At 50.1% G+C, this 23,049-nt stretch carries 20 protein-coding genes and 3 tRNA genes; 11 read left to right on the top strand and 12 right to left on the bottom strand.

Annotated elements, in window-relative coordinates; all coding sequences use genetic code 11:
• Positions 1-133: 133 nt before the first annotated feature.
• Together HYT77_05510 and HYT77_05505 are read right to left on the bottom strand one after the other, a co-directional pair.
• Positions 134-685 carry a hypothetical protein gene (locus HYT77_05510; GenBank protein MBI2067449.1) on the bottom strand — a complete coding sequence of 184 codons (552 nt, stop codon included), beginning with the start codon at positions 683-685 and terminating at the stop codon, positions 134-136.
• Positions 686-716: 31 nt separating this feature from the next.
• On the bottom strand, positions 717-1,247 hold the full coding sequence (locus HYT77_05505; GenBank protein MBI2067448.1) for a hypothetical protein: 531 nt from the start codon (positions 1,245-1,247) through the stop codon (positions 717-719).
• A 252-nt stretch (positions 1,248-1,499) separates the two neighbouring features.
• Here HYT77_05505 and HYT77_05500 point away from each other — a divergent pair, with 252 nt between their 5' ends.
• Positions 1,500-2,015 (top strand): hypothetical protein, encoded by a 516-nt coding sequence (locus HYT77_05500; GenBank protein MBI2067447.1) that lies wholly within the window; start codon positions 1,500-1,502, stop codon positions 2,013-2,015.
• A 34-nt stretch (positions 2,016-2,049) separates the two neighbouring features.
• On the opposite strand, the gene HYT77_05495 is transcribed toward HYT77_05500, so the two are convergent.
• From HYT77_05495 to HYT77_05485, 3 genes are all read right to left on the bottom strand, one after another.
• Complete coding sequence (locus tag HYT77_05495) at positions 2,050-4,485, bottom strand: hypothetical protein (GenBank protein ID MBI2067446.1); 2,436 nt, start codon at positions 4,483-4,485, stop codon at positions 2,050-2,052.
• A gap of 444 nt (positions 4,486-4,929) precedes the next feature.
• Positions 4,930-6,051 (bottom strand): hypothetical protein, encoded by a 1,122-nt coding sequence (locus HYT77_05490; protein MBI2067445.1) that lies wholly within the window; start codon positions 6,049-6,051, stop codon positions 4,930-4,932.
• 86 nt (positions 6,052-6,137) lie between these two features.
• Complete coding sequence (locus HYT77_05485) at positions 6,138-7,142, bottom strand: bifunctional methionine sulfoxide reductase B/A protein (GenBank protein ID MBI2067444.1); 1,005 nt, start codon at positions 7,140-7,142, stop codon at positions 6,138-6,140.
• Between the two features lie 250 nt (positions 7,143-7,392).
• On the opposite strand from HYT77_05485, the gene HYT77_05480 reads away from it, so the two are divergent.
• The 4 genes from HYT77_05480 to HYT77_05465 all read left to right on the top strand — a co-directional run bounded on the left by HYT77_05480 (position 7,393) and on the right by HYT77_05465 (position 12,014).
• A tRNA-Ser gene (locus tag HYT77_05480) sits at positions 7,393-7,479 on the top strand.
• A gap of 66 nt (positions 7,480-7,545) precedes the next feature.
• Entirely contained in the window at positions 7,546-7,650 is a 105-nt protein-coding gene (locus HYT77_05475; GenBank protein MBI2067443.1) for a GIY-YIG nuclease family protein, read from the top strand.
• Positions 7,651-7,654: 4 nt separating this feature from the next.
• A complete protein-coding gene (locus HYT77_05470; GenBank protein MBI2067442.1) occupies positions 7,655-8,809 on the top strand; it encodes a pyridoxal phosphate-dependent aminotransferase in 1,155 nt (384 codons plus the stop codon).
• Between the two features lie 34 nt (positions 8,810-8,843).
• Entirely contained in the window at positions 8,844-12,014 is a 3,171-nt protein-coding gene (locus HYT77_05465; GenBank protein ID MBI2067441.1) for a S8 family serine peptidase, read from the top strand.
• Here the strand turns inward: HYT77_05465 and HYT77_05460 are convergent.
• The 4 genes from HYT77_05460 to HYT77_05445 form a co-directional block, all read right to left on the bottom strand.
• A complete protein-coding gene (locus HYT77_05460) occupies positions 11,973-12,623 on the bottom strand; it encodes a DedA family protein (GenBank protein ID MBI2067440.1) in 651 nt (216 codons plus the stop codon). The genes HYT77_05465 and HYT77_05460 overlap by 42 nt on opposite strands.
• A 99-nt stretch (positions 12,624-12,722) precedes the next feature.
• A complete protein-coding gene (locus HYT77_05455; GenBank protein MBI2067439.1) occupies positions 12,723-14,081 on the bottom strand; it encodes an ATP-binding protein in 1,359 nt (452 codons plus the stop codon).
• A 396-nt stretch (positions 14,082-14,477) separates the two neighbouring features.
• Positions 14,478-14,565 (bottom strand) — tRNA-Ser (locus tag HYT77_05450).
• Between the two features lie 72 nt (positions 14,566-14,637).
• Entirely contained in the window at positions 14,638-15,108 is a 471-nt protein-coding gene (locus HYT77_05445; protein MBI2067438.1) for a nucleoside deaminase, read from the bottom strand.
• A 145-nt stretch (positions 15,109-15,253) separates the two neighbouring features.
• On the opposite strand from HYT77_05445, the gene HYT77_05440 reads away from it, so the two are divergent.
• The 4 genes from HYT77_05440 (at position 15,254) to HYT77_05425 (ending at position 18,151) form a co-directional block, all read left to right on the top strand.
• Positions 15,254-16,366: a hypothetical protein gene (locus tag HYT77_05440; GenBank protein ID MBI2067437.1), complete on the top strand. Its 1,113-nt coding sequence runs from the start codon at positions 15,254-15,256 to the stop codon at positions 16,364-16,366.
• Between the two features lie 17 nt (positions 16,367-16,383).
• On the top strand, positions 16,384-17,367 hold the full coding sequence (locus tag HYT77_05435) for a hypothetical protein (protein MBI2067436.1): 984 nt from the start codon (positions 16,384-16,386) through the stop codon (positions 17,365-17,367).
• 74 nt (positions 17,368-17,441) lie between these two features.
• On the top strand, positions 17,442-17,714 hold the full coding sequence (locus HYT77_05430; protein MBI2067435.1) for a hypothetical protein: 273 nt from the start codon (positions 17,442-17,444) through the stop codon (positions 17,712-17,714).
• The gene (locus HYT77_05425; protein MBI2067434.1) at positions 17,711-18,151 is read left to right on the top strand and encodes a hypothetical protein; all 441 of its coding nucleotides are present in this window, start codon (positions 17,711-17,713) and stop codon (positions 18,149-18,151) included. The genes HYT77_05430 and HYT77_05425 overlap by 4 nt, the downstream gene beginning before the upstream one ends.
• Before the next feature lie 46 nt (positions 18,152-18,197).
• On the opposite strand, the gene HYT77_05420 is transcribed toward HYT77_05425, so the two are convergent.
• Positions 18,198-18,271, bottom strand: a tRNA-Arg gene (locus tag HYT77_05420).
• 87 nt (positions 18,272-18,358) lie between these two features.
• Here HYT77_05420 and HYT77_05415 point away from each other — a divergent pair.
• Positions 18,359-18,544 carry a hypothetical protein gene (locus HYT77_05415; protein MBI2067433.1) on the top strand — a complete coding sequence of 62 codons (186 nt, stop codon included), beginning with the start codon at positions 18,359-18,361 and terminating at the stop codon, positions 18,542-18,544.
• 13 nt (positions 18,545-18,557) lie between these two features.
• Positions 18,558-19,502, top strand: a complete 945-nt coding sequence (locus HYT77_05410; protein ID MBI2067432.1) for a hypothetical protein — start codon at positions 18,558-18,560, stop codon at positions 19,500-19,502.
• Between the two features lie 4 nt (positions 19,503-19,506).
• Here the strand turns inward: HYT77_05410 and HYT77_05405 are convergent, their stop codons facing one another.
• Together HYT77_05405 and HYT77_05400 are read right to left on the bottom strand one after the other, a co-directional pair.
• A complete protein-coding gene (locus tag HYT77_05405; protein ID MBI2067431.1) occupies positions 19,507-20,871 on the bottom strand; it encodes an NAD-dependent succinate-semialdehyde dehydrogenase in 1,365 nt (454 codons plus the stop codon).
• Between the two features lie 197 nt (positions 20,872-21,068).
• Positions 21,069-23,000: a haloacid dehalogenase-like hydrolase gene (locus HYT77_05400; GenBank protein MBI2067430.1), complete on the bottom strand. Its 1,932-nt coding sequence runs from the start codon at positions 22,998-23,000 to the stop codon at positions 21,069-21,071.
• Positions 23,001-23,049 lie beyond the last annotated feature (49 nt).

The raw sequence follows: 23,049 nt of genomic DNA, 5'->3' as shown, positions 1-23,049 counted from the left end.
TACCACCTTCCTAATATCAATAGGATACCTAGTGTTCGGGAATAGCGTTGCGCCGGCAACTACTGTCGCTTGAACTCTCATTTTTTTCTCCTTATTTCAAAAGTTTTTCAAAACAACCTGGCAAGTTACGGGATCAAGCTGCTGCCACCCCGACATCAGGCGTTCCTTGCAACATAAAGAGAGTTGCCACTCCAATCAGGAGGCTGGCAGCCCCGATAGAACCAATGGAATTAACATAAAGCAATCTACGCAAACCAAGGTTCTTGAAATAATCATGAACAAGTGTGTCCAGAGTGACAACACGGGGGAAACTTCCAATAGGTATTGGAACCCCTTTCAATAACAGGTCGGCCCGTTCCAATGCCTTTTTTGCCAATGCGGCCCTTGATTCGACAAAGTGAGCCACGTCAAATCTGCCTGAAGCACAATTCCGACCGAGCAGCCTTTTGTATTCTGCCATCTCTTGCCCGACGGCTGTCCTGATTGCTCGATACTTCCCCCATCGACCGATCGTCCTTTCAAGCTGTTTTACCAACGGCCCAAAGTCGTCAAGGTGCCTCTTGTAGTTCCCCACATAATAAGCCTTCCCTTTGGGCGGCTCCATGCTGGCCCATTGTTCGAAATACCGAATCAAAGCGGATGCGATGTTATCATTGGACTGTTGTCCCACACAGCGGTTACCCATATTTTTTCCCTCCTTATTTTAAAAGTTTTTTTCAAAACATATCGAGATGACCCTTGCCGGGCTGGGTGGGGGGGGCGACCACCTTGAGCCCCCCGCCCTCGAGAAACCCGGCAACCCTAGCACCCACACCGGCACCCATCAGGGTTCCCCAGTGATTCAAACTGCGATACAACAATTTTATCCCGACAATTCCTCCAATCGCAGCCCCAACGGCCCCTGCAGCGGCAGAGACTGGTGTCTCTGCCAGGAGATGAACGAAGGCCTCAGCGTTTGACATCTTTGAATCGCTAACAGCCTCCCAATACGCCGTTGCACCAAAAACAAACCGGAAAAATCCGCCGAAAACGGCTCCCCAGAGAGCGAATTTAAGTGTCGTCCTTCCAACGGACCATCCCAAGACAGTACGCATCGCAGAAGGACAAGTTTTTTCCACAGAACTACAAGTCAATTTCAATCGCTCTGCTGATTTCACCTGGATCATGCCTGTAGCTGCCATACCAACCAGGCTTCCCAATGGGCTATAATGGTCTGTTGTCGGGTTATCCGTAATTCTGTCCGCCATTCTCTCCTCCTTGCTTTTCTTCTTCCAAGATTCTGCAGTTGCGGAATCTTGAAACTTTTTCAAAAACGATCGAGATGACTCTCGCCAACTGTCGATGAGAGTTGTGAAACCCCGTGCGTGTGGGGTCAAAAACCGCGTACAACAGAACGCGGTTTCTGAGGAGAAAAATAGAGAATCGAGGCAACACCGGTCTCCCCTTGGCGATTTCCCAGTTAACATAAGTGAGGGTCTTCCAAGACCATATAGGCAATTATGTCAGATCTCATCGGTACAATGGAAGTTGGCATCTCCGCTCCTTTTCCTGGTGTGGTGGGAGCAGTGGAAGGGTATGACAGGGTCTCCGGAGAACATTTGGTTCAAGGAGCCGCGTGGCCGCTAGAAAAACTTCCCCTCATGATCGGTTATCGTATGAGCGTCAGTCAATATGGTGTTTCGAGGGTTTATTCTGAAAACGACAAGGGGGCTCGAGTAGAAAGAGGCATTTCCGGACTCCGGGGATTTTTGGGACCCGATTTGCGTTTTGTCCCTTTTGCTAAAACAATGCACTTAAGGGTGGCCCCGGTGGGACTCATGGCCGATTACGTCTATGCCGAAAAGGGTCCAGACAGAAGTCGGCTCGAGGATGTGGTCCGCTTTCTCTACGCCGCTTCTGCCTCAATCACTTATAATCCGGACAATACATCACTCTATCTCGATTTTTTGCATTTCACAATCGCCTCTGACGGTGATTTTGCGATTGCCCCTCTGAATGTGGGCTTCCGTTGGTAATTGTACAAAAAAGGTGTCAAGGCGTGACACCTTTTTATGGGAGTGTCGTGGAAAGGTTTGTCAGGGTACTGCCGGTACTATTTGTTACCGATCCCACCGTCAGAATGTATGAATCGGAAGAGGACATCTGTCGACCGAGTCGGAGTCGTACCATTCGCCCCCGGTCAAAATTCAGTCGTTCCACGGAGGAGATCGGGAGACAGCCGCCGTTTCCTGAACCGGGACAGAGGGAGTAGTCTTGCGCATTGAGAGTTCCCACGATGGCATGGGAGAAGCGTATATAAATCTCATCAAAAACCTCGTCCCGCGAGATGCGTTGTGTCACTCGAGAGGCGGAAACAATCCGAAACGGATGGTTTTCTTGCTCCGCGGTTGTCTGAACGGGCGATGCGGAGGCACCGTAGTCCACCGGAAGGTTGCAGCCGTTTGTCTTGACATGGAGCCTTTCATGGACGTCAAAGCAGGATTGACCGGGCATGTCGTTGACGCCGGAGACGATTGCTCCGCAGGGGAACTGGCCTGTTACCGGGTTCCAAAGCGGCTCATCGGTGAGCTGACCATTTTCGTAGCGATAGAGAATTTCCGCCCCGATTTTTTCACCTCCTCCAAGCTGCATGGGGGAGTCGTCCGGGATGTAAACGAGACAACCGCCGAGTTGAGGATCGACGGAAGAGTGGTTACTCCAGGCACCCGTTTCGGCCGAATCAATCGGACGGTAGTTTATGTAGTTATTGTGGGCGTTTAAATTTTCTCCCCCCCACGGTCCAGTCACTGCTAAGGGTTCCCGTCGGGGATCGCCGGTCTGGACAAAGAAGCCGAAATTATTGGGACGTGTCCCGTTGAGGATGAGGATATTTTGGAGAGTGAGGCTCGTATCGTAACCATTCATGGCAATACTGTCCTTGGCCAGAAAACCCCAAGCGCCTACGGCGCCGACAACGGTCGCATTTTTCCAGACACAATCACCCGCTGTCACACAGCTCAGGCCCGAATAGCCCGGGCGTAACGCGAGCAGATTCTCACCGTGGTTATGCCGTGCGTAGAGGCTCAGGTCGGATGGGCACCGTTGTTGGTTGCCGGTCGCCTGGCAGTTTGACTGGAAGTTAAAGGCAATCTGCCCGTCGATTGTCATGTTTCCATAAAGGTGGTTCCATGAGCCGGTCGCCTGGATCCCCTCGCTCTGTTCCGCGATGGAATTTTCGATCAAGGAGTTGTCGGAAAAGTAGAGGGTGATTCCTTCATCCCCTTCGTGTTGGCTGATATCATGGGATCCGTATCCACTCTCAATATCATCCCTTCCGCGGGAATGAACATAGGCGCGTCGAACGGTGACGTTTGATGAATTGCTAACACTGATGCCGTGGCGGTGAAAGTTGTATGCCTCGATCTCTTCGATCAAGGTGTGAGATGAATTGACGACATTGACGATATGTGTGTTGAAATAGCGGTTGTTTGTTTTTCCGAGAAGGCGACGAAGCTCAATATAATCGGAGTGGTGGACTTCGAAGAGCGATTTTCCGAAAGGACCTCCACACTCCCCCTCGCTGGCATCTCTTGATTCAGCCCTCAGCCCCTCAACCCTCCAGTAGGAACAGTTTTTGAGTGTGAAGGCTTCCTCACAGCCGGACGACTTGAGAAGCACCCTGCGCTCATTTTCGGCACGGATGGTGATCGGGAGCTCTTCTGTGCCGTTTCGGTAATAGGGATAGAAAGTGGCACACTCGACATAGGGCATCGGTGTGGGAGGAGATCCTCCCAGACAGGGTATTGGATCGTCTTCGTCACAACCGGTTCGGGACCACGTACCGTTCATCACGATCAATGTGTCGCCTGGCTGGAGTTGCTGGAGAGCAAAGTCCCATGTCTTCCACGGTTCTTCACGTGAGTTGCGGTTGGCAAGATTGGAACCGCCCGGCGAGATATACAGCGTTGTGGGTCGCCGAACACAGCTCCAACAGGTCGGACCGCCATCGCATTCCTCTGTTTCATCGATAATTCCATCGCCACACCGGGCAAGGCGGCAGTTATTGCGGCAGGTCTCCCCATGAATACCGGAGTTATTGCTGTTGGAGGCTCCGTCATCACACTGTTCGCTTCCTTCAACAATACCATCCCCACAAATCGTTTGTGTACAATCAGTCCGGCAAGCAGGCGTTCCGTCACACTCCTCACCGGACTCCCGATCGACAATTCCGTCGCCACATCGGGCAAAGCGGCAGTTATTGCGGCAGGTCTCCCCATGGCGACCGGCACGCCCGTTGTTGGCTTCCCCCTGGTCACACGCCTCCCCTGTCTCCAAAATGCCGTTCCCGCAGGTTGCAGAGCAGGGAGGATTTTTACACTCAATCTCGCAATCGGGACTGCAGCCATCTCCGGACCGGCGGTTGCCGTCATCACACAGTTCATCCCCATCCAGGGTGCCGTTTCCGCAACTCAAAGGAAGAGAGGAGGACTCATTCGTTTTTGTCATGGCCGGGCGCTTCCGCCTGGGACTCTCGAGAGCTTTCTTCAACCAATCCCGTGTCCGCCCGAGAAAGTCTCCGGCGAGAAGGACAGTTTTTTTTCGAACGTCTCCCCTAGCTGACGTTTGACCTGAAAGATCACCCGGAAAACCCAGGAACAAAATGAAGACGAAAAACGAAAGGCTCTTGAATAGGGCACTCACCGACCTCGTATTTTACCCTCCCCCAAGTGATAATGGAAGAGGGAATACCATTCGAAAAAATTATTTCCCATTTTCCCGCGCAGGATTTAAATTTTCACTAAAGAAATTGTCGCGATAAAATATGTTCGAATTTTGTCCCCCAGGTTCTGCAATATTTATCAATAGATGTGTACCCGGTCCGGTCAAAACGAATAATTGATATCAAACAGCAGGCCGTAATCGGCGTCCGTGAGCAGGATGTAGGAGGTTTCAGAATTCCAAAAACAGCTGGGCGCGAATCACCTGGTCATTGAGATTCCGGATGCCGTTCACATTGATGATCTGTTTGTACTCCCCCTGGAGTTTCAGCTTGTCTCCCTTGAAGTAGTAGTTCAGACCACCGGCGAATTCATGAACGGGGTTCGGACTCCCTTCATTCTCCGAGGTAATCCCTGTGAGGGCGAGGGCCGGTGTTGGAAAATCGGGAACGACAACGGCGTATCGTCCGGCCGCTTCAAGTCGGTGCGGAACGACGTAGAAACCGGATTGTACCAGATAACCATGATCGACGGCCCGAAAGCGGTTATTGTAGATAAACTGCCACTGACCTAACAGATTGAATCCCATCCAGGTAAATGCCCCGTCGATATCTCCGCGAACAAGCCGGTTCTCATTCGGTCGGATCCCTGCGGCAATATCATCATCGAAACCGTCTGTCTCTCCGGCGCTTCCAAAATCATAAAGAATCGTCCCGCCAAATCCCAGATTCGGCTTGTCGGAATAATCAGGGTCCCCCTGATAACCGGTGATCTCCCCCATGAGGGCGTATTCTAGACGGCTCCCGACCAGGACCTCCTTGTTTTTGTTGGCGGCATTTTCCCCGTCGCCGTTTGTGAAGAAGAAATAATAGGTCAGCGGAACGGGGGGACTCCCATAAAACGAAATGCCTCGATCACGACCGAGCCCGAAATGCTCCGAGACAATCGAGACGGTGATCATCTGGTGACCGAAATCGACGTAATAATCCTCCCGGTTGATCGGCAGATAGAATTGACCCACCTGCATACTGAAGGGGTCGGAGAGCTTTAGATCAACATAGGCGTCTTTGAGTGATGCCCCCCCATCGGCATATTCGAGCGATATCGTGTATTGAACCTTAGGAGAGAAGCTATGCCCCCTGAAAAATGTTTGAACCGACTCAAATTGGAAGGTGCTTCCGTCCAAACGGGCCTCCTTGTGCTCAAATTGGTACTGGGGGATGACCCGAAGATTGATCTGAAACTTGAATTTTTCATCATCGGAGAGAAGGTAAAATCCCTTATCATATCCGGCGTTTAATGCCTGAGCGATCTTTGGTGCGACCTGGAGGATGAGGAACAACCCGAGGACCACTGGCCATACAATCTTTCTCTCGGTTTTTTGGGCGCCGCGGCTCACGAACGTATTATCGTGGCTTCATGATATAAGGTACGTACTTTTTAATCCCTCAGGTAATGACAGGTATATCCGCCAGGATTTTTTTGGAGATACTCCTGGTGATAATCTTCAGCGGGATAAAATTCAGCGGCCGGGACAATCTCGGTCACGAGAGCTCTTTTCCATTTCCCTGAGCGATCGACTTCACCAAAGACTTTTAAAGCGATCTTTCTTTGTTCTTCACTGTGATAGAAAATCGCCGAACGATACTGAGTCCCCCTGTCATGTCCTTGTTGGTTTAAGGTTGTCGGGTCGTGCAATCTGAAAAAATATCTCAGGAGCTCCTCGTAACTGATTTTGGAAGGATCATAAATAACCTGAACCGCTTCGGCATGGCCGGTTTCACCCGTCGTCACATCACGATAGGTCGGATTTTTAAAAACACCTCCTGTATAGCCGACAGACGTCTCCACCACACCGGGAAGATTGCGGACAATCTCTTCAACACCCCAAAAACAGCCGCCCGCCAATGTGGCGGTCTCACGACCCAGTTTTTTAAAGAGAAGCAGGTACTGGCCGTACCCCTCCGCCTCCAGCTTGCTTGCCGGAATGAAGCGAAGAGAGGCTGAATTGATACAATAGCGAAGTCCTGTCGGACCGGGACCGTCGGAGAAAACATGGCCCAGGTGGGAGTTTCCCACTTTGGACCTTACCTCCGTCCGGCTCATCATGAACTGGTTGTCTTCATGCGTTTTAAGTGTCGATGCCTCAATCGGCTTTGTGAAACTGGGCCATCCTGTCCCCGAATCAAACTTGTCCTCTGAACTAAACAGCGGCTCACCCGTGACCACATCGACATAGATCCCGTCCTCCTTGTTGTTCCAATACTCATTTTGAAACGGGGGCTCCGTCCCTTCCTTCTGGGTGACATAGTATTGGAGGGGAGAGAGCTGTTTCTTTAAAGTTGCCTCATCAGGCCTTGAAATTCTTCTCGTCTCCGACATGTTGTGACATCCTCCTATAAAACTGATGAACAAAACAAGAGCCAGTATCCTGATGATATTCATAAACGACAATTTAACGGCAATCTCTCTACTCTTTCAAGGGGGGAGAGAGATAATACTTGAGGCGGCAGCCAAATTCGTGCAAGCGAAGGAAGGTAGCCCCGCTTAATGGAGAAGGGTCAGAGAGAGGAGCAAGTCGGTAAGGATTGCGGCGGAGCATCGGGGTTGCCCCGTGCGACGCCGAGGGGTATTGGGGGGATGGGGCCAACACCGAACGTGAGTGAGGTGGGGCAGCGATCCCCCCAACAAAAATGGAGAGGTGGCCGAGCGGTTTAAGGCACCAGTCTTGAAAACTGGCGTACCCGCAAGGGTACCGTGAGTTCGAATCTCACCCTCTCCGCCTTCGCCCGCCATAGCGGGCTACGGCGGACAAGGTCCGCTGTAGCTCGCGAAGGCGGGATACACTATGATGCACTACGTCTACATTCTCGAATGTTGTGACTCTAAATCATACGTCGGTTGCACCTCTGACCTTAAGTCACGATTACAGCTCTCTCTGCCAATTTTGTAATTACATGGATTCTATCAATTCTATTGAAAAAACCTTCAGACAGCTCCAGACTGAGGGGCACGAGATCCTCCGTCTCTTCTCAGGAAATCCGAATGAACAGGGAATCCGGTTCCCACCAGAGATACTGCAGGAGATCTATCAGGATTATTTCAGATGCCAGGAGTATTCTCCTCATCCCAAAGGATTGCTCATAGCGCGGGAGGCGATCGCAGCCTACTATGCCGAACAGGGAGTTTCGGTCGACCCCGAAAATATCATCCTCACCTCGGGGACAAGTGAATCTTTCTTCTATCTCTTCTCCCTTTTGGCAAAACCGGGAGAAAATTTTTTAACCCCCAACCCCTCCTATCCCCTCTTTGACTGGATTGCCCATCTGACACACGTTGAACTCCGGCACTATCACCTGCAGGAGGAGAATCATTGGTCGGTTGATCTGGAATCGATCAAAAGAGCGGCTAATCCTAAAACAAAGGGTCTTATTCTCATTTCACCACACAACCCGACCGGCTCCGTTATCTCTTCTCATCAACTTGGTGATCTCATCGAATGGGCCAATGAAAGGGGACTTCCGATTATAACTGACGAGGTCTTCTCCGAATTCTATTTTGGAGAAGGAAAGTTTCCGCGGTTGATCTCTGCGGGGAAACCTCATCTTGCCTTCACCCTGAACGGCATTTCCAAGATGTTTGCGCTCCCTGCCCTCAAATTGGGCTGGATCGTTGTAACGGGAGAAAGACGACTCGCGGCAGAAAAAGTTGATTGGCTAGAGACGACGGCAGACACCTTTCTCTCCTCCCACATTCCAATTCAAAAAGGGCTCCCCCAACTTTTTAAACAGGGGAACGATTTCTTGCGGATCTACCGGCAGATGGTCTCCGATCGTCGGGAAGCGGCGGTACAGATGTTGCGATCGATCGAATCAGTCCGTTTTGTCCCCCCTCAGGGTGGTTTTTATCTCATGGCCGAGGTGAAGAAAGGGATTGGGCTTTCCGAAGAGGAATTCGTCATCCGGCTCATGAAGGAGGAGGGAATCTTTGTCCATCCGGGCTACTTCTACGACTATGATCATGGGATCCATTTTGTGATCTCCTGCCTCACAGAGGAAGAGAGACTCCAAACCGGGCTTGAAAAGGTCGGTCGGTTCCTGGGAAACCATTAACAACATTCCCCACTTAATTCCCGATAATAACCCCATGACAGGCAAGGTTCGAGAAAGAACGCTCCCGATCCCCTCTTTCCCATTTGAAAACAATCGATTCAGATTACCCAAACAGCCCAATTCTTGCGGACAGACCGATCTTTACTGTCAGGCAATCAACAAGGCCCATCAACTCGATACAAATAAAGACGCCCGACTCACCTTACGGGAGTTCATTCATGATCCTGCCGTCTGGACACCCGCCTTAAGAGACATCCTCAGAAAGAGCCTTGCCAAGGCCTATCAACAGCAAAAACTGAGTCCCCTCTTGAAACAGCCGGATCTCTCAATTTTTGAGTCAATCGATCCGACCAACGAGGAACAGCTCTTCAAGATTGAATCTCTCCTCGGTCTCATGCCACCCGTCTTTCTGCCAAAAATCTACAAGGCAACATCGGATGAATATCTCAAGGCAGAGCTTCTGGTACGAATCGGTTCATTTTATGACCCCTCCTTCATCCCGTTCTTGAGGAAGGTTGCCAAAGAGGCCTCTGAAGAGAGAAGGGATGTGGCGATTATCACGCTCGGGGATCTTGGGGATGTCTGGCTGATCCAACAGTTTAGCAAAGAGGTACGGGAGGGGGTCGCGGACAACCCGACTCTGATCGCTATTTCGGCGCTCGCCTACAAAAATGACAAGGCGTTGAGTCTTCTCATTGAGGCCCACAAGAAACTTGAACAGCAGAAAGAGGCTCTCCTGCTTAACGGACCTGAACCCGATGACAAAAGGCACGCCTACGCCAATGCCCTTGATGAGAATCGGCATAAGAGAGAGGTCCTTCTGGTGGGATTAGCCAATTCCCGACGACGTGAGGCACTCCCGATCCTGCTTGATGCCGCCTTCCGGCAGACCGGCCAACACGAGGAAAAACTCGACCTCTTTTTACAGATCGGTTTTGTCTCTCCCGATGAGATGTCTCAAAAAATCACCCGGTATCTGGAACCGGCAGAGCCGTTCCACACGCGCCTGAAGGCGGCCAAGTACCTTCTTAAGAATGAAATCGCGACCGAGGTCGATCGACAAAAGATCCGGGAGATTGTCCTCGAAGGGATTCGCCAGGAGGACCCCGGCGTCCTGAATATTGTAGAAGAGTACCACCTTGAGGACCGAGAGATGATATCCCTTATCTTGCAGCGGGCCCAAGGTACTTTCCTCACCTATAAAACCCTCTTGTTTGGAGTAAAACCACTTTTTACCATCCTGGCCCGCCACATCCATGAAGAGCCGGCAATCGCTCCCTTCTTTGAAACCGTTTACCGGCAGGAGAAATACAGCCGACACCTCTACGACCTCCTCATCGCCTGGAAACCTCATCTGCCACCAAAAGAGTGGACCCAAAAAGTCTTGGGACTCCTGACACGCCCTCCGGGGACCAATTTGGACGTGGGATCCCGAAGAGGCGGTTTCTCAGACACCGCCATGGAGTTTGTCGGGCTGGCCAACAGATTTCCCCAGGTCGAATTCGTCGCCCCTGCGTTGTCATTGGTCGCCCGTACCATTGAGGCGAATCCAACCCGATTCACCTATCTTTTGGGTTCATTTGATAAAATCTTCACACCAGCCCCCGAACAAATCGGAACAGAATGGTTTGAGCGTTTAGATCGATTTGTCGCCTCTCCCCTTCCCGATGCAGCGATGCAGGATGAAAGGCTCGTGACGACCCTTTATCTGCTCTCTTTTGCCTCCAATCCCCAGGCGGCCGCCAAAATGATCGCCCATCTCCCGATGATCCAAAAACTAGCGAATGGCCCCCATAAGGAGATAATAGATGATCTATTGTTACGATCTCTCAAAAGACACCCGAAACCGTTCTACCAACTTCTGGTTAAAATAGCCGACCCAGGACAGGCCAAATTGCTGCTGTCGAATATCGTTTATACAGAGGACCCTGCCTGGATCCCGAGACTCAGAACTATTGAGAAAAGCCATCCACAGCGGGGAATGAGACGAGCGGTACAAGCTACGAGAATCCTCCTCGGTGACCTTGAAGGCATGGAAGAGGCGATCGCTGAGCTCAGGCCCCTTTTCAGTGAAGAGAGCCTCAAAGAGATCTCTGCAATGGCTCAAACAAGCCACTACAACAGACTCTTCCAATCTGGGGGGAACAAGGCGGTTGATGAGGCGCACACCCTCCCGCTCGGACTGGAAGAGATTCATGAGCGGGTTGATCCAAGAACAGGTTTGAAGCTAACGGGCCAAGGTCAATCCTCGATCATCATCGATCCCGACTTTCCAGGACTCCATGGAGGGGGTGGGCTGTCAGGTCGTATGAGGGTCGAAGAGGCGTCAGACCTTGTCCCGATTCAAAAGAGGTTGAGACCGGTCCCAGGACGCGAACCTCAGACCACGCATGGGGTCAATATCGCATCTGTCCTGGCAGGGGAAACAACCGGTGTCGCCCCGGGATCCCGCGTAATTGGCATTAATCTCCCCTTTGAGAGGATGACCTTCCATGACTGGGTTGATTCCCTGAGCTCTCTCTATGAATGGGCCGCGAGACAAAAGGAAAAAGATCCATCACTTCGGGTCATTAATATCTCCGTCTGGAGCAATCAATTCCTTGGGGGACAGGATGTCGCCGTCTTTCAACAATCCCCGCAGTATCAACGGCTACAAGCAAATCTTGATCGGTTGGAAAAGGTTGGGATTCTCCTCGTCGTTGGAGCGGGGAACAGAAATATAGACGAGTGGGGCCCGCTCGGAAATTTGAATTTTTGGGGTCTTTTTGAGGAAAAAGTTCTTGTGGTCGGTGCCTCGGATACACGGGAAACGGCTGAGGCCTACGACGACGAGGTCGCCTCTTTCTCCTCAAGGGCGGGGCATTTGGGTCAGCAAAGCCTCCTGATCGCCCCAGGATCTGACCTGCTCGTAGCGACTCCCGACAATAAATATGAAATCACGTCTGGGACCTCATTTGCGGCGCCATTCGTCGCAGGGTTGATCCAAATCATGTATCAGGTAAACCCCTCTTTGAGACCTGAGGAGGTCCGGAGGATCCTGAGACTCTCTGCTCACCACCTGACCGGATTCTCGGAGAAAGAGGAGGGGGCCGGCCAGATTGATCCAAGGCGGGCAATCGCGTTGGCCGCCTTTGCCGAATCGAGAACGAGGGGTCAGGAGATTTCAGAGGCGCTTGGCCTTTCTCAATCCTTTAACAAGCCTTAAGAAAAGTGGCATACAAGAGAGAGCAACAATCCCCAGGATGACAAATTCGAAGTTTCTCTTCACCGCAGGGATATTCCCAAAATAATAGCCACCGAGCAGAAAGGCGAAGACCCAAAGGAGGGCCCCTGCCACATTAAAAACCGCAAACCGACGATACGTCATCGTACCAACGCCGGCCACGAAAGGGGCGAAGGTCCGGATGATCGGCATGAACCGGGCGATCACGATCGTCTTGCCTCCATGACGTTCATAAAACGCCTCCGTTGCCAAAAGATGTTTTTTGCTCAGCCACCAACGGGCCCCTTCTCGAAAGACCTTCGGACCAATGCGTCTCCCTATCGAATAGTTGACGGCATCACCCAAGACGGCGGCAGCCATAAGCAGGATCATCAATAACGGGAGCCTCAAGACCGCCTGATCAGTCGCCGCGAGCGCCCCCAAGGCAAATAGCAGAGAATCTCCGGGTAGGAAGGGAGTTATCACTAACCCCGTCTCGCAGAAGATGATGAGAAACAATAAAAGATAGATCCAGGGGCCTAACAATCCAATCCATTCATTTAAATGAACATCGAGATGGAGAAATATCTCAATCAAACCGGCAAAACTCATGCCAGCATGTTTGAAACAAATGGTTTAATGATTCAATGAAATTGTATGACCACAAATATGTTTTTTTCTGAGGAGGATGTGAGTTGACCGCTGTAAAGCCTACCGCGGATTATCAGCAAACTCCCTTGAGTCCATAGCCGGCCCAATAAACTTCTCGAAGTTGATGAGAAAAAGGGGAAGCGGAATCGCCTGAACACCTGAAAGGATACCTGGGGAAGAAATCTTGGTGAGTATAAAGGATGGTTTTTTCTTTTGGAGCTCTTCTAAATCCCAGGATCGAATCTGTCCGGTCCACTTGACCTCGAGACAGACCGGCTTTTTGTAGACCAGCGTCACAACATCGATCTCTCCTTTCCCTTTATGGTAGAAAGTGGGAAATCGCCTCTTAAAGGTTGACGCCGTCACCGATTCCACCTTTACCGATGTGAGATCAATCTCCTGTTTCAGATGGAGATCCCGCCGGAGCCATCGGGATACGGTTTCGAGGATGAACGGATCCCAAAAATGGAATTTCCTGGCCTTGCGCGGAAATCCGATCCTCTTGTTTTGATCATAGGCCTGCAAGTCAAACAGGATATCGAGCCGTTCCAGCATCTGACAGTAATCGATGACGGTCGGTTTGCTGATCTCTCCGATCCTCTGGGCGAGCGTTGAGAAAGTCACTTGAGAGCCAAGGGTTTCGAGGAGTGCCTTGAGGATCTGACAAAGCTGCTCCGAACTCTTCCCCCTTTTTTCAAAGTCACCGCGAATCCATTGTTCGAAGGTCGCAAACGTGGCCGGAGAAACGGTTCCTTGCTGATGGAGGTTATTGATAGCCCGGAGGTAGCCCCCGCACTGGAGATAAGCGTCAAAGGGTTCGAATAATTTTTCCGCATTACCTGATGCAAGGAGTGGTGGATCGGTGAGCTCAAGGTATTCGCGGAAATCGAGGGGGGTCAGGTGGAAGTCCGTCTTTTCCGCCTCGCCCCTTCGGCCCGGAAATCTTGACATCGCCTCTTTCAGAATAATGCTGTCGGAACCGGTGACAATGCAGAATCCCCTCCGAAACTGACCCTCGTCGGCAAGGGCCTTGATCGCCCGGTCCCATTCCCGAACGTAGGTCACTTCATCAACGATGATCAAGAAGGGTCCGCTGATTTGTTCCAAGAAAAGCCGGATCATCCGTCCCAAGTCGAGATGGCTTTCCAGTTGGTCGCATGGGAGGTAAAAAATATTTTGAGGAAAAAATCGGCTGGCTTTCAATGAATCGTCAATCAGGAGCTTCGTCGAAGTCGTCTTGCCCAGCTGACGCCCCCCTGTTAGGAGGTAGATCCCCGGCTGGGACCAGTCGATCTCCCGCCACCAGTCGAGGGGATGGACAAATTTTAGCCCCTTGAGAAAAGAAAGATGCGGGTCCTGCCTTTTGAAGAGTTCTAGATCCTTCCAAAAGAGGTTGTGATTCATAAATTCTTCAATCATATTAATATATTAAATTTATTTAACATATTTGTAAAGTATTTGTTTTCCAAACTTGTTTTTTGTCTTTTGTCACCGACTTGACGGACAAGATATCAGCGGGAGCCGTCAAGTTTCGCCTGTAAACATTACCGCAGCTTTTGAGGTCGGCGCTTCGGGTCGGCTTCGAATCCCTGCTAAACAAAACAACCAAGCCTCCGTGGGGGGTTGGTTGTTTTGCGGAGAGGGTGGGATTCGCCCTTCGCTAAAAGCAGGTTAATTACGCTCAGGGCGTCGGCGTCTTGCTGCCGCTCGCCGGAGTTGGCTCGCTTTTCCTCCCTGATCGGTCGGCGCAAAACGCCGTTCTCACCCGCCCACCCCAAAAATCGGCTTGCCCCAAAAAGGGCTTGCCGATTTTTGCGGAGAGGGTGGGATTCGAACCCACGATACGCGATTAACGTATACACGCTTTCCAAGCGTGCGCCTTCGGCCGCTCGGCCACCTCTCCGAAATCCGATCCTCGCTCACTCACCTCGAGCGTGAACGAAGACGGAATAACTTACACCTATTAGACCTGCAACTATTTTAAAGCCCGAGCACGACGCCTTTGAACAAAGAACGCCTTGAGGATTTTCAAGCAATCTGCTGCCAACACCCCCTTCGTAGTTTGAAAACGATGATTCAACCTTAAATCCCTGGAAAGATCGTAGAGCGAGCCACACGCCCCCGCCTTTGGGTCCATAACACCAAAAACCAGACGATGAATTCGCGCCTGCAGAAGTGCCCCCATACACATAAGACAAGGTTCTAAGGTGACGTAGATTGTCAGGTTAGGCAATCGCCATGACCCAAGTTTTCGAGATAGCTTCTTGAGTAGTAAAATTTCGGCGTGACCCAATGGATCTTGTGTTAATTCACGAATATTGTGGGCTCGCGCCACGATCTTGCCTTCTGTGACCGCCACCGCTCCAATCGGCACCTCATCCTTGGCATACGCCTTTTCGGCCTCCCGGAGGGCCGCCTTCATGAATTTCTCATCGAGAGGAGTCATTTTTTCTTATTTCACATTCTTGTCATATCGATGTAACACAAGAGCCTCATCTTTTTGAGCGTTTTTATCGAGTCGACAAGGTGAGGAATGCTTTTCATGAGGAGGAGAAGATCTGAATAAATTAAAAAAATGTCTCATAACCATAATGAGGATTGTTCCGATCCTGGGAATAGTTTCTACCGCTTATACTGCTGAAGAGGTGAAATTACCCCTTCAATACAAAGTCGGGGAAGGACTCTATATCGGAGATGACAATAATCTCGTCCACATTCAAGGGCGGTTTCAGAGTCGCTTCACCTTCAATGGACTCGAACAGGCCTTTGATACAAACAGCTTTGCCGTAACACGAGGAGAGATTCGCCTCGACGGCTTTACTTTGGAGAAAAAACTCTACTACGGCTTTGAAATGAATCTAGCCACGCGTAACCAGGCAACGACAACTGCCAACGCGATCACTACAGAAAGTACCAGCGGCCTTGCCTCACTCAACGATTACTATGTCGATTGGATCCCCACACCGACCTTTGGACTACAAGCAGGACAGTTCAAGGTTCCCTTTCTCATGCAGCAGCTGGTCGGAGCTATCAAACAGCAATTTATTGATCGCTCCATGGCAACAGACATTTTTAACTTCGGTCGTGATATCGGCCTATCGATCCATGGAAAGATTTTGGAGAATAGAATGAACTATGAAATCTTTGTCATGAATGGTGAGGGGGCAAATAGTTTCAATCGAAACAATAAGGCTTTATTGACGGGAACAAGAATCGAGGTCTCCCTCGTTGGAGAATACAATCCATCGGAATCAGATGTCGCTCACTCAGAGCAGCCAAACTTAGGTTTTGGTCTTGCTTATGCCTTCAATGAAAGTGGTGTTACCTCACAAAATAGCACTATTGCTGCAGGAACAAAGGCTCATCATGGGACTATCGATGTCGGTTATAAACATCGAGGATTATCATTTCAGGGTGCCGGAATGCTCACGCGAACGGTGGAGGGAGTAAGACTCACCAATTGGGGCTACAACGGGCAAATCGGTTATTTTTTCCTCCCCAAAGTGATTGAGGTTGCCAGCCGTACCTCTGGAGCAATCTTTTCCAACGGGGCCGTCAATCAGTATGAATACGCCCTTGTTTTAAATTACTTTATCAAGGGACACGGTATCAAACTACAAACAGATTATGCCTTTCTGCCCAACAACCGGGGTCAGAACTTAAATGACCACCGAGTCCGATCGGCCCTGAACTTCATTTTCTAACAGTGAGGATAACCGGCGTGTCTCATCCAACCGATAAAATTGCAAAGAATCCGATAGGCAAAGTTAAACTCCCTTACCGCTTTGGCATTGTCGATCTGGGGAGCAACTCCGTTCGCTTTGATATCTATGAAGTTCGAGGAAGGAATAAAACAGAGCGGATTCATCGCGAGAGACAGATGATCCGCCTGGGAGATGATATTTTTGTCACGGGCCGGTTCCAGGCTGCCGCTGTCGATCGCACCCTCCACGCATTTGACGCGATCCATGCCGTTGCGGACAAGTTTAATGTTAAAAAAATAGTGGCATTCGGGACAAGCGCCCTTCGGGAATCAAAAGACGGCCCCGATCTTGTTGCCAAAATTTCAGAACGAACAGAAATCACCATCCAAACAATCTCAGGGCAGGAAGAGGCCCATCTCATCGCAAAGGGAATCCTGGCCAATGAAAAGACACCCGATGGCCTTTTTGGTCTTGTTGATATTGGAGGAGGCAGCACGGAGATCTGTATCTGCCGGGATAAAAAGATGTTGGATGGGTACAGCTTTAATCTGGGAGCGAACCGTTTGAATCAACTCTTTCCGTGTCGGGAGGTAACGGGCAACAAGACACCCAAACCTGAGGTCCTCTCTCAACTCAAGAACCATATCCGGGATATTATCAAAGGGATATCGCGGGTACGTGATTGGCCTCAGGTACCAACTATTATAGGCTCTAGCGGAACGATCCGGGCGTTTCGTAAAATCATGAAAAACAACGGAAGCCGTGTCGACCCATTCCAGAAGAAGGCTTTGAGCAAACTCGTCTCTCGCATAAGCGAGATGGGTCCTGAGCAGATTTTGGAGATTCCGGGCACGGATCCGAAACGTTCTGACCTCATCCTCCCCGGTGGAATCCTGCTCGAAGAGATTGTCGATCTCCTGGGTGCTGACCTTGTCTACACCACCAACTGCACGCTGCGCGATGGCATCCTTCAAGGCGAACTGGAAGCGATTTTTTGCTAAATTGCCTCTTGATTTCAAGGCAAGGAAGTATTACTATTATTTAAAAAGGTATTACCATGTCTCACGTATTTACAATGAAACTTCCAGAATCACTCCTCGATCGTTTAGAGCAAGCCTCCTCTGAAAAAGGTTGTTCCAAGGGATCTCTCATAAGGCAAGCCCTTGAAAAGATATTAACCGAAGAGACCTCACACCTGGAAAGAATTGCCGAGGCAACTGAAAGCATGAAGAAAAACAAAAAACCAAGAAGAAAGATTGATTGGTCCCTGCTTCGACAAAAACTGTCTGGAAAAACGAGGATGAGTCCTGAAGAAGAGGTTATTCGTCATCGTCGGCGCTCCTTATGAAGAGACTATTTATCGATTCGGATATTTTTGTACGTGATCTTCGTTATCCAAGGGATTCTCTAACCGAAAACAACAGAAGGTTTTTGGACAAGGTTCGTGCAAAAAAGATCCACGGCTGTACCTCTATTTTTAATCTTTTGGAGGTCTGTGGCATTCTCTCTTACAATCTTTCCCCCACAGACTTATTCGATCTCTACGCCGGCTTTACCCAGGAATATCCCGTCCAAATCCTCTTCCCGGCCGATTCTACGGGAAATCTTCAATACGATATCCCAACTATTTTCTCACAGGTTCAAAGAAAAAATTCATTAGGGGATGCCCAAATCGCTTATGTAGTAGAAAGGTTTACGGATCATCTCTCAGGTTTTATTACATGGAATGTTAAACATTTTGAGGGTAAATTGCCGATTCCGGTCAAGTGTCCCAATGAGTTATGAACAACCCCGCGGCAAGATGGCAGGGTTTTCTGGCGGAGACAAACTGCGGGCCCGGCGCGATTCGAACGCGCGACCCTCGCCTTAGAAGGGCGATGCTCTAATCCACTGAGCTACGGGCCCCCTGCCTCACGAGAACTCCTCCTTCTTAATTGTAAAAAAAAGCTGAATCAACCTCATTTCTGGTGTAAGGTGATCGCTCCTTACTTTATGAAACAAATAGTTCTTTTCTCATTAGGGCTTGTTTTGATGGTACTCCCGCTGCGTGGTGAGGATATCTCTTTTCCTTCTCGTGAACAATGGGCCTCCACCTCAAAGGAGATCAAGTCCCTGGCTGGGGGAGACAGCCCGGAAGGAACGACTCTCCTCTCTCATCTCAAGAAAAAAATCTTTTGAAAAACAGTACCGAATGGTTCTGCAACAGATCTCCCACGAAGAGATGGAGGATCAGGAGTTTCATCTCAAAAAACAGGCGTATGACGTTTTTTTGAAGAGGTATGCAACACTCGATGAAAAAGATTATCTCGAGGTGGAGTTAAGACTCGAAGAGTCCAGGCTACGTGAAAAGAGGGCCCAGGCGAAATATCGACACCTCACACCCCCTCTCTCACCGTCCAATTCGTTCAAAAAAGAATTATGGGGGATTGAATGGGGATTAAGTCGGGTCGAACGTCTTTTCGGCGAGGGGGAGATGCTCGCAGCCACCTCTCTTTGGTCTCAAAAGAGAAACGAGCAGGCAATCAAAACGCTTCAAGAAACGGTACCCGGCCTGAAATTAGAACGTCAGAAGTTTGAAGGGGAGTTGTTGTCGCTCCCCCAGGAAGGGGGAGATCCGCAATTGAGAGCCGTCAAAAAGACCCTTCTTCAGGAACAGATCAATCAAAGCGACCTGCTTCTCCAGGCGATGCAAAGAACCATTGAGCGCCTTGAAGTTGAAAAAGAGATCGCCTCTCTCCAACCAGAGCAAAAACAGCTCTATCATCGTAACCGGCAGATCAAATCCGAAATCAAATTACTCGTCCAGCAAAGGGATCTCATCATGAAAAAGAGGGGGATCCTGGAGGAGGATTATGAACGACTTAAAGAGGAGATAACCCTTTCGACAGAGATCACTCCCGATGCCTTTGGGGGTGAACCAGCGGTCCAGATCCCCGAGGAAGTGACGCAAAGGATACAAGTAACCGAAAACCTGCTTTCGCTTCTCACCGGGGAGGAAGCCGCCCTTCAGAAACAGATTACGGAACAAGAGGAGTTGTTGAAAAAGGTCGAACAAAGGATTGAGGAGGAACTCTCTAAAACAAAGCCGGGGTATTGGATTAAAAAAGTTCTGCTAAGAATAAAAAAACTCTTGTAATTTTTTAGGCAATCCAGACCGTCTTGATATTCGTAAACTCCCGAATCCCGAAAACCGAGAGTTCCCGCCCGTAACCGGAGCGCTTTGATCCACCAAACGGCAGGCGGGGATCCGATTTGGTCATTCCGTTGATGAAGACATTCCCGGCATCAATGCCCTTGGCAATCTCTTCCGCACGATGGGTGTTGCGGGTCCAAATACTCGCCCCCAAACCATAAGGGGTTCGATTCGCGAGATCGATCGCCTCTTCTTCATTTTTAACAACGATCATTGAGGCAACCGGACCAAAGGTCTCTTCCTTACAAACCACCATCTCCGATTGAACCTCCTTCAGAAAAGTTGGTTGATAAAAATAACCTTTTCCGGGGCGACGCGTCCCACCCGTCAGACAAACCGCACCTTTCTTTTTTGATTCCTCAACCTGCCGTGAGAGATTCTCAACCAGATCCTCCCGTGCCATGGGACCAATCTTGGTCTCCCGTTCCATCGGATTCCCCACCTTCTGGGCGACAATCGCCTGGAGAAACTTCTCTTCAAAGGCAGGCGCAATCTCCTGGGTGATGATAAAGCGTTTCGCCGCAATACAACTCTGTCCCGCATTCAAGAAACGGGAGCGAAGCGCCATCGGGATGCATTTTTCAAGATCGGCATCGGGAAAAACAATGAACGGATCCGACCCCCCGAGTTCCAAAACCGTTTTCTTGATTGATTTTCCCGCCACCGAGGCAACCTGACTCCCCGCCCGCGTACTGCCGGTCAGTGAGACACCCTCGATATAAGGCGACTCGATCAACTGGGCCGCGACCTCATTCGAGCAGAAGAGGTTCTGAAACAGTCCTTCAGGAAAACCGGCCTCCCGATACAAACTTTCTATATGAAGGGCTGTATCCGGAACATTCGGGGCATGCTTCAGAAGAACGGCATTTCCCGCCATGATCGCCGGGATGGAACAACGAAAAGCCTGCCAATAGGGAAAATTCCAGGGCATGATGATGAGGATCGTTCCCAGCGGATCAAAACGGACATAGCTCTTGCTGGCGTCACTCTGAAGCCTCTCTTCTTTCAAAAAATTTTCTGAATTTTCAGCGTAGAATTCACAACCCAAGGCGCATTTCTCAATCTCTGTCTCCGCTTCGACAATCGGCTTCCCCATCTCCATCGTCATGATTGTCGCATGCCTTGACTTTTCCTCACGGAGTCTCTTCGCCAGTTTTATAAAAAGTTCGCGACGATGAGGAAGCGAGCTCTTCCGCCATTGCCGAAACGCCTCCTGGCTCTTTTCAGCACGCCTCTTGACCTCATCCCATCCAATCTCGGGATAGGTTTTGATAAGTTCTTCCGTGGCCGGATTTAAGGTTCTATAGACCATGGAGAGCCCTTATCTTTCCACGACTTCGGTTGTCAAATAGGACGCTTAATGGGACTGTTGAAAAATGCCATCTGCTGCGTTCCCCTCGTCGCCGGCTCCTCGACGTACCCTCAAGTACGCCTGCGTCGCGGCTCCTTGGGGTGCCTTGCAGCTGGGCATTTTTGAACAGTCCCCAAAAGCCATTTTTCAACACACCCTTAATCAGAAACATAAGGATCATATCGGTCATTTTCAGGTCGAAGTGCAATCAGCCTTTCTAACCCCTTATAGAGCCATCTCATGAAGGAGGAACCAAGAGCGCCGGGATAGGAATGGTATCTTTTTAAGGCGAGCCCCTCGGGAACTCCTTCAAGCCAAAAATCAAATTCCCTATTTCTTGTATAGCAGGTGAGTCCCCCACTCAGAGAGCGCTCGGTTAGGTAAAGCCCCTCTTCGCGATCGAAACACTCTATATCGGTGTCTCTCCGTTGGCCGTAAGGTAATCCGCGTCCAATCGTAAAATCTGGAACCCCTAGCCTTGGTGATTTACAAACCAGTTTATCGAAATCGTACTCATAACGTCCCTGGTAGTTGATCTTGGTGTAATTGCCGTCTTCTGGCCGACACTCCACCTCAAACCGATCTCTCATAAATGGGATGAGCGAACTCAAACGGTTGGGCAAAAAGATCCCCTTGGCAGGCCCCTTGGAGATACTGTCCTGCTCCAATACAACCGCCCCGCCGTAGATTCGTCTTAATTGCGCCACAAATCCCCTGAAATTTTCTGTGTTCCGAACCTTTTCTTTGAAATCGATCTCTCCTGTCCCTTTATCAGTCCCTCGGTTGATGTTGACGACCAATAGGTTTTCCGGCACCAAGACCCTTGCCAGCCCTTGATCATTACCGGCTGAGACAGGATTGTCCCCCAACATATCGCTAAACGGCGCCGTGTTATCACCAAAATAACCAACCAACCTCATCTGGTCGAGAGTCAGCGGCATCTCCCCATGACCTCTTTTGTGTTTGTTCCAATAGTCAATGCCCCTCCAGGCGATCGCGACACCACTGGCCCCCTTCCCCTTTTGTCCCGGTTGAACCGCGTGAACCGCCCTCATCGCAACAAGGTCACCATATTCCTTAATCACATCCTCAATGGTGGCATTTGGATTTCTGGCCAAGAGTTCCGTATTGACCAGATTAGATAATAAGACAGCTTGTCCACTCTTTGGGTGTTTGACATAAAAATCAGTCCCTTCAACGGCCCAGAGAGGAACCTTGACCCCATTATCTTTCAAGGTCAATGCAACCGCAAGGTAGGGGCTGGCCGAGATCACACCCACAATCTTTCCTTTGTTGATTAAATGATTAAAAAGGTCTTTCAATTCAGGAAAGGCCTTCGGATATTCTGGGTCGTATTTTGCGGCCATGATGCACTCTGCAATCTGTTTAACGGTCATGCCAGCAAATCCCATGGCCAGCGCGTTGGCATCAAATTGGGGATTGTCTTTTGTCCATCGTTTCCACCAGGTATAGGGATTCTCCTTGGCGGGGTCGAATTGATAATCGGGATGGAGCTCCTTATAATGCTCCAGCATGTACGGCTGTTCCCCCTCACGGAATTTTGCATAACCACGTTCAACCGCTATCTTCATCACGACCGGCCCGGTATCCCCCACAATCAAGGTGCTGTCATAATCAGAGAGGATCAGCTGTGACTCATCACGAGTCATCTCGAGTCGGCTTAACCACTGTCTGATTCTTTGATAGTTGTAAGGATTCCAATTGGCCATGGGGAGGATCTTTGAATAATCCTTGCTGACCGTGATTGAAAAACAACTTTCATTTGGAAAGTAGGGTCGACATTGTTGATGTTTTTGATAACATTTTGCCCCCGAACCAGACTCTAATGATCGACAAATCGAGACATGATCAAAATCAACAAAGGCCGTTCCAGCCTCTGCCTCTTTCTTTAAAGACGGGCTGTTTAATGTGGCAATAACAGCCTCTGCCTCTTCTCTGGTACAACCAAACACCTCTTGAATTTTTGAGGTCTTAAGATCCCATGATTGGGCGACCTCGTTGGCTGGGATCCCATTGACGATGGGGATATTGGCCCAGGGAAGCCTTGTGGCTGCGGTTTTATCGGTCATAAAACACCTCCTTAGTAACCGGGTTCCCCCAACGCCTGGTACAGTTCTA

The organism is Deltaproteobacteria bacterium (assembly GCA_016180855.1).
GTDB lineage: Bacteria > UBA10199 > UBA10199 > JACPAL01 > JACPAL01 > JACPAL01.
Note: the sequence above shows the minus strand (reverse complement) of the source record. Positions and strands in the feature narration are given on the sequence as shown.